Source organism: Arenibacter nanhaiticus (assembly GCF_900141935.1).
Lineage (GTDB): Bacteria > Bacteroidota > Bacteroidia > Flavobacteriales > Flavobacteriaceae > Arenibacter > Arenibacter nanhaiticus.
On the sequence record NZ_FQYX01000002.1, the window covers coordinates 39109 to 51860 of the forward strand.

The window sequence follows — 12752 nt, forward strand, 5'->3', positions numbered from 1 at the left end:
TAAATAATTGCTGTAAAGTATTAAAGCCCTAAGGATATCTAATCTGACAAATATAGTTTGTATTCTTAAAATATCTTCTGGGCAAATTACCCTAGTTATAATAAAAAGAAAATATCGTCTAAAAAAAATAGTCATTCAGTACATCCCACAGACCTCCTACTACCAAAAAAACAGCATTACCGATATATATCATAGAACCACCTATAAGATAAGTCCTTACCCCCTAATCCTCTTATTCTTGTTTTCCAATGATTAAAACAAACCTATAATTACTATCAATTTTTTAAAGATTCCAGGGTCGGTTTCGGAACGGTCTTGTGCGGAATAAACAATTTCGAATTGCTTAGAATCATGGTTACCCTATCAGTCACGAATTTTACCCATTACCTCTTGGACCAACAGATCACATTTAGAGTTGCCAAATTTAAAGGGTTTTTAAGCGTTGGTATCGGATTAGCAAGAGCACCCATTTTAAAAAAATTAAAGGGAATTTATTACCATAAAATAGACATCCTATTTTTTAACACCCTCAAAACTTCAAATTAGCTTCGTTATTAATAAGGGTCTATCTCATGTTTTGATAGATACGAACGCTCTGTTTAATTGAAAATTAGACCACCTAAGGCCTTGGTATACAGACCACTATATATCCTTTTTTAATTTAACAAAACCCATCTAAATAAGGGTTAAAAAATCATCTCCAAGTCCGCGAAAAGAGTGATAACACAAAACTAAAATTCATTCCAAAAACAAGCCCATAATCATAAAGAGTTTAAGTATGTTTGCAGCCGCAATGGTTCAACTGCACTTTTCGGTGTTGTTGACGAAGAGGGAATCAGGTGAAAATCCTGAACAAACCCGTTACTGTAAGTTCCATGCAACATTTTGACAGCCCCGATGCTCACGGAGTTCTTCGAGGTTTATCTTTTGCCACTGCATCTGTTAGATGCGGGAAGGCCGTTCAAAATGGGAATAAGTCAGGATACCTGCCAATGCGTACAATTTTAAAGCTTTCGTGGAATAAGGCTTTGAAACCAAATGCAGTTATTGCATATATTTGATTTCATTTTTTCCATTGAAGCTATTTGGTAATAATCAAATAGTTTTTTTATGTATTTCTATAAACACAAATGTTTATGGGTAAGGGTTTCTATGCTCTTATCTCTGATGATATTTTCATTTTTGAGTCCGGCATTTGCCCAGGAATTTCCTGGCAATGCCAAGGACAGCTTGGACATTATTAAGGGCTTTGCCTTGGGGGAGGTTATTGTTACCGCCACCAAAGTCAAGTTTTCTTTAGCTTCGCCCATGCCCGTTCAGATCTTAAGCGGGAAGAAACTCGAGAAATTGAACAGTCTTTCCGTTGCCGATGCCATACGATATTTCTCAGGGGTACAACTCAAGGATTATGGAGGTATTGGCGGTATCAAAACCATTAACGTCCGCAGCCTAGGAAGTGCCCATACCGCTGTTTTTTATGATGGCATGAGTGTGGGAAACGCCCAAAATGGACAGGTAGATCTTGGAAAGTTTTCCCTGGACAATATTGAATCCATCGAACTTTATAACGGACAAAAATCTACTATTTTTCAGCCTGCCCGAGGCTTTTTTTCATCGAATACCCTTTTTTTAAGAACCAAAGCGCCGCAATTTTCCAAAGACAAAAACTATCGTCTAAAACCAGCCTTTAAAACGGGTTCCTTTGGTCTGGTAAACCCTTCCCTACTATACCAACAAAAACTATCTCCCGCCCTATCGCTTTCTGCGAGTGCAGAGCGGGTGGAAGCACACGGACGCTATAAATACAATTATCGAAAAGAAGGGGGGTATGACACCACTGCCGTGAGGCAAAATGGCGATATTACTTCACTTCGTACCGAAATGACCCTACACGTAAAATTGAGGAGAACTGGACAGGCATCCATAAAGACCTATCTATACGATTCGGAACGTGGGCTCCCTGGGGCCATTGTCGCCAACCGTTATCACCATGTACAAAGACAATGGGACAGAAACTTCTTTATACACGCATCCTTACACAATTCTTTCTCTAAAAAACATAACTTACTGGCCAATATAAAATTTAGTAATGACTACAATCGGTATCTAGATCCCGATTATAAAACCAATGAAGGAGCCCTTGACAACAAATATTACCAAAACGAACTCTACACTTCCCTAGTAAACCAATACTCCCTAAGACCATGGTGGGATGTTTCTTTGGCTACCGATTTTTCTCTGAACACCCTTTCCGCCAATCTCTATCGTTTTCCCTATCCTTCCCGTTATTCCTATTTGGGGGCGCTATCCAGTCATATGCGGTGGGAAGGAATGGACTTACAGGCCAACCTTTTGGCCGGATATATAAAAGAAGATGTAAAACACTATCAACAGGGTGATAACCAAAGTGTCTTAAGCCCCGTCATATCGGTATCGGCACAACCCTTTAAATATAAAGCCTTCAGGGTTAGGGCCTTCTATAAAGAATCGTTCCGAATGCCAACCTTCAACGACCTGTATTACACCTTCATTGGCAACAGTTCCTTACGCCCAGAGGTTACCACCCAATACGATGTGGGTGCTACCTGGACCATTGAACCTGGTGGAGTATTACAATCGGCCTCGGTACAAACAGATATATACTACAATAAGGTCAAAGACAAAATTGTGGCCATGCCCTCTTCCAACCTATTTCGATGGACTATGTTGAATTTGGGTGAAGTAGATATAAAAGGCTTGGAAGCTAAAACGGACCTTGGCTTTAAACTTTCTACAAAGTTATTATTAGACCTCGGCCTCAACTACACTTACCAAAAAGCCATAGACATTACCCCAAACGGAAGCACCTACGGCCATCAAATTCCATATGCCCCCGAGCACAGTGCAACCCTAACCTCATCTGTTCTTTGGAAAAACTGGCAAATGAACTACAGTTTTATATATACAGGTGAACGATATAGTCAAAAAGCCAACATCCCCGTAAACTATGTACAGCCATGGTACACCAGCGATATCGCACTGAACTGGGAGGGGACATTAGTAAGAATACCTGTAAAAATAGGCGCAGAAGTAAATAATTTCTTCAATCAGTATTATGACGTGGTATTGAATTTCCCCATGCCAGGAAGGAATTACAGGATCAATCTCGCTATTGAACTATAGCTTACCAGCATTAAAATTAAACAACGTAAATATGAACACTAACAAATTATTCATGGTACTGGCTTTCGCTACCATTACCCTAACGGGATGTAGAAAAGACGATTATATTATTCCGGAAGAAGAAGAGATTTTGCCTCCACAAACCGTAACCTCCGTAGATGGATTCTACCTGCTAAACGAAGGCAATATGAATATGAACAAGGCTTCTTTGGATTATTACGATTACGCCACCGGAAGCTATCGCCGTAATGTATATGGGGAGGCAAACCCTGGGGCTACCTTAGGCTTGGGCGATGTAGGGAACGATATTGGCATTTATGGAAACAAACTATACGCCGTCATCAACAACTCTAACAAAGTAGAAGTCATGGATGCCCTGACGAGTAAACGACTGAAGGTCATCGACGTAAAAAACGCTCGCTATATAACCTTTGCGAAGGGCAAAGCTTATGTAAGTGCCTATGACGGCGAGGCGCAATTGGGCGACAACTCCCCAAACGGTTTTGTTGCGGAAATAGATACCACCTCCCTAGACATCAAACGCACCGTTATGGTGGGCCGTCAGCCCGAAGAAATGGCCGTAGTGGCCGATAAATTGTACGTGGCCAATTCTGGGGGATACAGCCCGCCAAACTACGAAAGAACAGTTTCTGTTATAGATCTCAATAGTTTTACAAAAACCAAGGATATTGATGTTGCCATTAACCTGAACCGACTCAAAGCGGATGACTACGGGGATTTATATGTAAGCTCCCGTGGCGATTATTCCCAAATCCCGTCCAAGCTTTTTGTAATCGATACCAAGACCGATTCGGTAAAAAAGAGCTTCGACCTAGCAACTTCCAACTTTACCATCGTGCGGGATACGGCCTATATTATTGGTTCGGAATTTAGTTATGAAACCTTTGATTGGGACATCAACTATTCCCTGATAGATGTAAAGAACGAAACCTTATTAGAAGACAACTTTCTTCCCCAATCGGTGATAGATGCTATAAAAACTCCCTATGGAATAGCGGTAGATCCGGTATCACTAAATATTTATGTTACCGATGCCGGCGATTATGTTTCCCCAGGCACCCTATACTGTATCGATAAAAACGGTGACATTAAATTTCAAGTAACCACAGGGGATATTCCGGCACATATGGCTTTTAAAGAAACGACCACTACACAACAATAACCTCAATTCATTTGTCATGCGAAAAATATTATTTGCAGTAGCTACCATTCTACTCCTATCAGGATGTTATTTAGACGATATTGAGAGCCTAAAGGATGATATCTCCGAACTGAAGGAGCGAATGGCTCAATATGAAAACCTGCTAGAGGTACTGAACAAGCGACTGTATATTGTTGGTTACGAATCAACAAATGGTGGATACATCATCACTATGAGCGATGGCGCTAAATTAAATGTCCGCAACTCCTCTTCCTTTATAGAAATTGGTACCAACGGCAACTGGTATATCGATGGGGTCGACACTGGCAAATCGGCACAAGGGGAACCTGGAAAAGCCCCGGAAATTGTCATCGGAGAAAATGGCCATTGGTGGATTAACGGGGTTGACACCCATACTTCGGCCGAACCACAGCATGGCAAAGATGCCTCGGAAATTACTGCTATAGCACTGGTAGACGGCCTGATGACCTTCACCTTTTCCAATGGCCGTGCCCTGTCTATCCAAGCAACTGCTCCCGAAATAACCCTATCCCAACCGGCGGAAGGCTACACAATAGACCAAAGGCAGTGGTTTCGCCTGCTACCACAGATAAAAAATTCTGATGGTACCAGCTTTACCTGGTTGGTAAACGGAACGGAAGTTTCAAAATCCTTGGAGCTGCATTATGTCTTTGCCCAAACAGGAAGCTATACCCTAGAATTCAGGGCGAAAAACGGAGTGGGCGGGAATTCAGAAACCGTCACCCTAACAGTAAAGGCAAAAACCTACGAAAACAATATCACCAAAGTATTCGATTATTTTCCTGCTCCCGGACAGTTTATAAATAGCATGCCAGCGGCTACCGACCAAGACACGGACGAGTCTATGCGAATAAAAGCAGAAACCGCCTTGACCAGTAATAACATCATTACCCTTGGCGGCTTTGGGGGTTATGTAGTTATGGGCTTTGACCATACCGTTGTAAACAAGGAAGGTAATGATTTTGTAGTGTTGGGCAATGCTTATTCCAATTGGGCAGAACCAGGTATTGTGATGGTTTCCTACGATGCCAATGGCAATGGAAAACCAGATGACCAGTGGTACGAGATTCAAGGTTCGGAACACCAAAAACCAAGCACCATCAAAAATTACGAGATAACATATTATAAACCAGCGACCGAACCCGAGGACCCCAATGAGCCCAACTATATAAAATGGACAGATAACCGGGGAGAAACTGGCTATGTTTCCAAAAACAGTTTTCATAAACAATCGTACTATCCATTATGGAAAGGCGATAGCATTACCCTTAAAGGAAGCTTCTTAAAATCGAACCTAGTTGACCAATCTGGCCAAGGCACCAATTGGGTAAACCCGGCCTATGAGTATGGCTATACGGACAACTGGGGCAATAATGATAAAAAAGGGCATATCGATATCAGTTGGGCCGTAGACAACAATGGAAAAGCTGTAGCATTACAAGGCATCGATTTTGTAAAAGTATATACTGCCAACCGTGCCCAAGCAGGCTGGTTGGGCGAAGTCTCTACAGAAGTATCCGGTTTTAAGGATTTGAATTTAGAATAATCACCCCTCAAAAAGGTAAACACAAACAGTAACAATAAATAAAATGAGAAAATTAGTACCCTTATTTCTATTAACAGCGTTCATCCTATTAACCGGCTGTAACAAAGATGATATTAACGACCTTAACAGTAAATACGAACTCTTGTCCCAAGAGCAACAAGCTCTGAAAGAAGAACAAGAGCAACAAGCAGCCCTTTTAAAAAACTATGAAACCCTACTCAATGCCCTAAAAAACAAATTAACCGTTGATGATGTAGAAACCACTTCCAATGGGTACAATATTGTTTTTTCCGATGGAAGCACAGTAGAAATCACCAACGGCCATACCCCTGTTTTTAGCTTGGCGGCCAACGGTAATTGGGCTATCGACGGTACTGATAGCGGTATAAAGGCTACAGGAGAAAATGGACAATCACCTGAAATCACCATTATTGACGGATATTGGCATATAAATACTCAAGATACTGGTGTTAAGGCGGTAGGTGTAGATGGTAGCAATGGAGAAAATGCCCCATCCATAACCGACATTGTTGTTCTAAATGGTACTATAGTATTCAAATTCAGCAATAATACCGAAATTACCGTGCCTATGGCGGAAACAGCCACCATAGAATATTCTAGCGGATTATTTATTTTAAACGAAGGTTGGTTTGGTCACGAATCGGGAAGCGTAAATTTTTATAGAAATGGAGCGAATACCTTAGAAACAACTATATTTTCTAATACTAATCCAGATCATGAATTGGGAAATACTTCTCAGTATGCCACCATCTTTAACCAGCGTTTGTATATGATCTCCAAACAAGGTGCTTTGGTAGTCGCCGACGCCAAAACAATGCAAGAGACAGGACGCATAGTCGACTTTGACAAAATTGCCAGCAGTGGACGTACCTTCTGTGGGGTGACAGCAGCCATAGGCTTGGTCAGTACCGCTAATGGTATTTACAAGCTAAATTTAGAGCCCCTTACCCTAGGTGATAAAATTGATGGTATTACCGGAGAGGTTGGAGAATTATTACAATACAGACAGTACGTGTTCGCTGTTGCCAAAGGTAAAATTTATGTTATTAATACCGACACTTGGACAATCGATAAAACATTCGATAAAGGTAAAGGCGGCTTGGTTGTGAGCAAAGATGGCATGGTATGGAGTGCCGATGGAAATACCTTATTGAAGATAAATCCTTACACCTTAGAAATGGAAACTATCGTTATGCCTGCTGATGTAAGAGTTTCCCATAACGCATGGGCTTGGACCGCTAGTTCCCTTTCGGCCTCCAAACAAGAAAATGCCCTTTATTTTGTCAATGGGTTAAAGGTGTATAAGTATGTGATCGGAGATATAAACTCTCTTAATTCACCCTTGTTTACAGTACCGTCGGGAAGAATGATCTATGGTGCGGGTATCAATGTAGATCCAAGGAACAATCAGGTTGTGGTAACCACTATTGACGGTTGGGGAACTTCTGCAGCCAAAAACAACCTTTATTTTTATGATGGTACTACAGGAACTTTGAAAAAAGACTTCTTTTATGACCACTATTGGTTTCCTGCAATGATCATTTTTGCGGAGAATTAAGAAATAAAAAATTAAAAAAACTAAGGCATTAACCAGGGAACATTCCCTGCGCTTAATGCCTTAGTTTGATTATAGACCGTCTTGCTTCTATTCACATTTCATATCAAACCCAAAATACAAGCTTTGTATAATCCTCATAGCGGCGAGGATAAGCAAACTCCGCTCGAACTTAAGTAAAATGACCTCTCGCTAATCCCGATCGAAATTACAATATATTGATAGCATTAAACTTGTAATTCCCAAAAAGTTAGTTTATACTGCGTGATTAAAACAGATTCAAAAAATAACGGAACAATATGTTCAATAAACTTGTGGCCATAGAGCCGTTAAACTTAATCTCCTCTGCAGAAAAAGAACTTCACCACTACGCCAAGGAAGTGGTATTGTACCATGACATCCCTAAAAGTGATGAAGAAATAACAAAACGCATAGGCGATGCCGATGCGGTATTGTTAAGTTACACTTCAAACCTTGGTTCGGAAGCGCTAGCCAATTGTCCAAATGTAAAATACATCGGAATGTGCTGCTCCTTGTATTCTCCAGAAAGTGCCAATGTAGCTATTCCTTATGCAAACGCACGTGGTATAACCGTTACTGGAATTCGCGATTATGGAGATGAAGGGGTCGTTGAATATGTCGTTAGTGAGCTGGTACGCTGCCTGCACGGTTTTGGCACAAAACCTAACGGAAGCCCAGAAATGCCATGGGACGGAGTACCAAGGGAAATCACCGGCACAAAAGTTGGGATTGTGGGCTTGGGTGCCTCAGGGGGTATGGTTGCCGATGCACTACATTTCTTTGGTGCCGATATTGCTTATTTTTCGCGCAGCGAAAAACCGGAAGCCCAAGCAAAAGGATACCGATTTATGTCCTTGGCCACCCTTCTTTCTGAAAGTGAAGTGGTTATTACTTGTCTAAATAAAAATACAATCCTCTTGCATGAAGCCGAATTTGAACACTTGGGAAACCGCAAAATCCTTTTCAATACCGGCCTGTCACCGGCTTGGGACGAAAAACCTTTTGCAACATGGATTAATGGCGATAATCGAATTTATGCCGATACCATAGGTGCCCTGGGCAACGAAGATTTTTTAGATCACCCCAATGTCTATTGCATGAAGGTTTCAGTCGGCCGAACACGACAGGCGTTCGACCGACTTAGCAAAAAAGTGCTGGCCAATATGGAGTCGTATCTTAAAAAACGATAGGCGAAGTAATATTTCGTAAGGTATTCACTACGCTCCAACCTGCAATTTGCGACGTTTTACTGTACACATCCATCACGGCGTGTACTTGTTCACTTTGGACCTCTATACGGTGCCTATCACCGACGTAATCGGGTGTAGAAGTAACCGACACCTTCATGTCTGTAGGACCAACCGTAGCAAGGGAGGCGGCCACGGCCACATTTACCTTGGAGGGGAAAAGAGCAATGGCATCTTTTGCGTTCCCCTCCATCACCCTTCGCTGTTCTGTTTGTAACGATTCCTCGTAAACTGGGGTATTTTTTAGGGAATTTGGACTCTTTTCGGTATCAAAAGAAGCAGTACAACTTTCCATAAGGGATATTGTTCGCATCACATCAAAACCACCGATAGCACCCGAAACAAGGTGTAGCCGAGTATTGTTTTCACTGGCCGTTTTCTTCACGGCTTCATAGAAATCCGTATCGGCCAATGCACCAATGGAAAGGGTAACAAGGTTAGATCCATTTTTCAGGGCGGGCAAGGCTAGTTCGCGTAGCGATGCCGGCGAAGCCGCTTCAATAATATAGTCGGGCTTAAGAGCCAATAAATCGGCAATAGATGTACAGGGCTTGCATGGAACATCGGGATGCAAAGGCGTTACTAGGGCGGCTATATGTGCTGCTTTTTCAAAAGTACGAGAATAAGTCCCTATTAATTGGTAATTGGGTAATAGTCCGGAAATTAAGGCTTCAGCAACAATTTGTGCAAGTTTTCCGCAGCCTACAATGGCAAGTGTTTTTGTATTCATACGGTCGAATATAAAGCCTTTTTTTAGCTAAAGCAATCAATACTCACAAGCTTTTGAATATGTCTATAGGCTATTACTGGTTTTATAATTTGGGCGTTCCCTCCTTCGTCGGGCGGGCTCTTGGCTGTATCCCTTGCTCCGCTGCGGGGATGCCGCCGCCATCCCTAACGCAAAAAGATTAAAATACTTCAGATACCAAAAAAAAACAGCCTTTTCAGGCTGTTTTCTAAATCATTATTCCATAGAGCTTGTGCTCTGCCATGCCCTCTTAATCAAATGAAATTTGAAATTCTTTATTTGAATATTTTGGAGAGTACAGCATAAAATTACCCTCAAAATTCCCGACACTTTTGAGAATTGTATAATTTGTAGCATTATTTAACCCTTCCAATAAATCTACTGTCATTAACCTGTCAAACTCTTCAAAGGTAATTTCCGGCTTCGCCAAGAAAATATCATAGATAATTTTATACAAGTCAATCTCATTCCTTATATAGGCGCCATCGACATTAATGTTGTCATTTTTTTCTTTTAATTCAAGTAACTCAAAATAAGAATAAGGTTGAATCACTTGTCCATTCCCCGTAAAATTTATGACCTTTATCTCTAATTCCTCCTCTTCATCCATGCATAATTTCTCAAGTACGATTTTATTTTTAAACACATCAACTAGTTTGAAATCACAGCTACCTATTTTAAAAATTTCCCCGATATCAGACCTTGATAACTGAACCTTTTCATATTTGGCTAAAAACTCCAAATCGAATTTAAGACTCCCTAAAATATTTTGAGAAGCATCTATTTCTTTTTCTGTGCGAACCTTTAACTTTAGCTCACCTAGGTTCAATGCCGTCTTACTTTTAACATCCAGCCCAATTTTATTTCCATTTTCATATTGCAAACCACTTTCCTTAATAGTTAAGGTAAATTCATCGCTTAAATAAGATGCCACATCCTCGGACAATAGTGCTTTAAAATACAGATCACTACTTCCGGAATATGCCTCGGTAATTAATTGTCCGGAATTTTTAATGGTTCTGATACATTGATCAACGATCTGATTTGGAGGAGCCGGAAAAAAGTGGTCCGATGCTATATAATCAACTGTTTTATATTGAAATATATCATCCTTAAAAATGGGCTCTTTATTGGCGTACAAGATTTTAGAATACATTTCCCTCATGTCGTCCGTAATTTTTTCTTGCGCCTTGACTATAGAAACTATAAAGAATGAAAATACTAAAAGTGTAATTTTATTTCGCATATTTTTAAGTTTTAAAATGGCTAATAGGTTTGATAACGAAATTTTACTGGATTTATTTTTTATTAGGATCCGTTTTATCCCACACCAATCAATAAACTCATAAACCATGGTGTGGTTCTCACAACTTTAAAACGCCCACTTATTTAAGGTCCCCAATAAGTGGAATAAAAAAGTAATCTCTTATTTGGGGGAATTGATGGCAGGTTTTCACCAATTGCTATAGGTGTTTTTCAATTTTTAAATTCCTAAAGTTGGCAACTGTTTTACCTTGTGATACATCAACGCGGCCTTAATACAATATTTCAACTCCTCCTTGGGTATCCGATCATCCAATTGAAAAACTATAGCTCTTTTTCCCTCAAAAACAAAAGTGTCGTGAAACACGGTTTTAAAAGTTTCTACCAATCTACTGGTACATTTAAAGTACAAGGCATATTGCTTTGGTGATTTTGGCTTCCAATCCATTCGAATGGTACTTCCATTTTTTGTCAAGAAACTTGGTTCTCCCCACTTTAAGGTTTCTTCTAATGTGGTTAACCCTTCTATTTCTTTAGCTGCCTCTATTACAACTCCACGAAGATCCAGCATTTTGTCACGAATAAAATCGGGATAATTAATAAAAACCACTTCTACCGCCGGGTCTGTTATAATATGGATATCCTTCATTTTTCCTAATTTTTTTTCGGTGCGAGTTTCATCGTTTCTCATATAATTGGTTGCAAAAATGAATTTTGGAGCTGAAATCTCAAGGTTTTTTTTTAGGGTGAAAAGAATTCTACCTTTCCACATTTATGGCATAAATAAAGGTCAAAAGATTCCCGATTGACAAAAATCTCGAAAACATTCCCCCATAGCCCTGTTTTATTTCCTTCGTGAAACTTATAAATCCCAGAATAATGCATTGGCACTTTGCATCGTAAACAGTCTATTTCTTTCCCGCCAGGCAATTCATCTTTAAATTCTATTATTTTCCCTTCAGTGAAACTGTAATTACATTTCCAGCATATTTCAAAGTTATCTTCAGTTTCAGAGTTGCAATTAGGGCAGTTTTTCATTTGTTATTAATTTCAATCAGTGAGTTATCAGGCCGACATCAAATGCCAGCCATGGTGTTGGTTTTTATTTTAAAACTTCTTTTTATTCTATTTCCTTAAATTCTGTTCCTGTCCAAACGTGGTGACTGACTTCGCAATGAGCACAAACTTCAATTAAGTTAGTTGTTGTGTCAATGGCACCAATGTTCTTGATGAGCATTTTACTGTCTTTTCTGAATTCTGAACCTAGGGAGCTACCGTACTCTTCAAATATTCTTCCTGTTTTTCTGTCAACGATAACGCCACTCTGGCAAGCGGTACCACAACCCCAGATTATTAAAGTATAATGACCGGCGAAGTTGATTCCTTTTTTGCATTCATTGGTTATTCGAGAAATAAATGCCTTTGCCGCTGGGGCTGTTGAAAAATCCGGATCGGCTAACGCTCCTTCATACATATCAACTTTATAATCTTCAAATGTTGTCTTAGGCGAATATTTCTTATAAACCTCAACCTCCTCCAAGGCTATGTTTTCTCCCATAATTACGCCATCTTTATAAGTAATTAGAATATTATAGGTCGGGAAGTGGTCGGTTTCGTTATCCTTTACAACCTTTACTTTAGCTGGTCTTTTACCCAATAGTAAATATTCATTGGAGTTTAAGAGCGTGTCAGCGCTGCCTACTGTATGCGAATCTTCCGTTTTGGTCAGAGTTCCGTTTTCATTTATTTTTTCATTCTGCTCTTTCTCTCTCTTGAATTGACAAGACAGCATAAAAAAACAAAATAGTAAGGTGAGTATTTGGTTCATTTTAAGATAATACAATATTCCAAACATTGATTTCGGCCGCTGCTATTTTCGTTCGAATCGAGACCGATGCCGGAATATTTAATGGTTTATATACAGCTAAATATAAGAAAAATCTTCGTTTTAGATAATTATATAGGACTGAGTTTTGGCCTATAAA

At 40.0% G+C, this 12752-nt stretch carries 9 protein-coding genes and 1 riboswitch; of the genes, 5 read left to right on the forward strand and 4 right to left on the reverse strand.

The window, feature by feature from the left end:
• The first annotated feature begins 777 nt into the window (after window positions 1–777).
• A riboswitch (cobalamin riboswitch) is annotated at window positions 778–1008 on the forward strand.
• A gap of 102 nt (window positions 1009–1110) precedes the next feature.
• The 5 genes from BUA16_RS01450 to BUA16_RS01475 all read left to right on the forward strand — a co-directional run bounded on the left by BUA16_RS01450 (window position 1111) and on the right by BUA16_RS01475 (window position 8699).
• On the forward strand, window positions 1111–3162 hold the full coding sequence (locus BUA16_RS01450) for a TonB-dependent receptor plug domain-containing protein (protein ID WP_072762872.1): 2052 nt from the start codon (window positions 1111–1113) through the stop codon (window positions 3160–3162).
• A gap of 31 nt (window positions 3163–3193) precedes the next feature.
• Window positions 3194–4345: a DUF5074 domain-containing protein gene (locus BUA16_RS01455; RefSeq protein WP_072762873.1), complete on the forward strand. Its 1152-nt coding sequence runs from the start codon at window positions 3194–3196 to the stop codon at window positions 4343–4345.
• Window positions 4346–4361: 16 nt separating this feature from the next.
• Entirely contained in the window at window positions 4362–5912 is a 1551-nt protein-coding gene (locus tag BUA16_RS01465) for a PKD-like domain-containing protein (RefSeq protein WP_084668386.1), read from the forward strand.
• A 43-nt stretch (window positions 5913–5955) separates the two neighbouring features.
• The gene (locus BUA16_RS01470; protein ID WP_072762874.1) at window positions 5956–7491 is read left to right on the forward strand and encodes a DUF5074 domain-containing protein; all 1536 of its coding nucleotides are present in this window, start codon (window positions 5956–5958) and stop codon (window positions 7489–7491) included.
• Window positions 7492–7787: 296 nt separating this feature from the next.
• A complete protein-coding gene (locus tag BUA16_RS01475; protein WP_072762875.1) occupies window positions 7788–8699 on the forward strand; it encodes an NAD(P)-dependent oxidoreductase in 912 nt (303 codons plus the stop codon).
• On the opposite strand, the gene BUA16_RS01480 is transcribed toward BUA16_RS01475, so the two are convergent.
• The 4 genes from BUA16_RS01480 to BUA16_RS01500 all read right to left on the reverse strand — a co-directional run bounded on the left by BUA16_RS01480 (window position 8686) and on the right by BUA16_RS01500 (window position 12595).
• Complete coding sequence (locus BUA16_RS01480) at window positions 8686–9486, reverse strand: aspartate dehydrogenase domain-containing protein (protein ID WP_072762876.1); 801 nt, start codon at window positions 9484–9486, stop codon at window positions 8686–8688. The two genes, BUA16_RS01475 and BUA16_RS01480, sit on opposite strands and share 14 nt — an antisense overlap.
• Window positions 9487–9754: 268 nt before the next feature.
• Window positions 9755–10750 (reverse strand): hypothetical protein, encoded by a 996-nt coding sequence (locus BUA16_RS01485; RefSeq protein WP_143150426.1) that lies wholly within the window; start codon window positions 10748–10750, stop codon window positions 9755–9757.
• 237 nt (window positions 10751–10987) lie between these two features.
• Complete coding sequence (locus BUA16_RS01490; protein ID WP_072763063.1) at window positions 10988–11416, reverse strand: DUF1801 domain-containing protein; 429 nt, start codon at window positions 11414–11416, stop codon at window positions 10988–10990.
• A 471-nt stretch (window positions 11417–11887) separates the two neighbouring features.
• Window positions 11888–12595, reverse strand: a complete 708-nt coding sequence (locus BUA16_RS01500; RefSeq protein WP_143150427.1) for a hypothetical protein — start codon at window positions 12593–12595, stop codon at window positions 11888–11890.
• Between the last annotated feature and the right edge of the window lie 157 nt (window positions 12596–12752).

Bases quoted from the DNA above. Each gene is read 5' to 3' on its own strand.
- BUA16_RS01500 (WP_143150427.1), bottom strand. From the start codon at position 12,595: ATGAACCAAATACTCACCTTACTATTTTGTTTTTTTATGCTGTCTTGT.
- BUA16_RS01470 (WP_072762874.1), top strand. From the start codon at position 5,956: ATGAGAAAATTAGTACCCTTATTTCTATTAACAGCGTTCATCCTATTA.
- BUA16_RS01465 (WP_084668386.1), top strand. From the start codon at position 4,362: ATGCGAAAAATATTATTTGCAGTAGCTACCATTCTACTCCTATCAGGA.
- BUA16_RS01485 (WP_143150426.1), bottom strand. From the start codon at position 10,750: ATGCGAAATAAAATTACACTTTTAGTATTTTCATTCTTTATAGTTTCT.
- BUA16_RS01480 (WP_072762876.1), bottom strand. From the start codon at position 9,486: ATGAATACAAAAACACTTGCCATTGTAGGCTGCGGAAAACTTGCACAA.
- BUA16_RS01450 (WP_072762872.1), top strand. From the start codon at position 1,111: ATGTATTTCTATAAACACAAATGTTTATGGGTAAGGGTTTCTATGCTC.
- BUA16_RS01455 (WP_072762873.1), top strand. From the start codon at position 3,194: ATGAACACTAACAAATTATTCATGGTACTGGCTTTCGCTACCATTACC.
- BUA16_RS01475 (WP_072762875.1), top strand. From the start codon at position 7,788: ATGTTCAATAAACTTGTGGCCATAGAGCCGTTAAACTTAATCTCCTCT.
- BUA16_RS01490 (WP_072763063.1), bottom strand. From the start codon at position 11,416: ATGAAGGATATCCATATTATAACAGACCCGGCGGTAGAAGTGGTTTTT.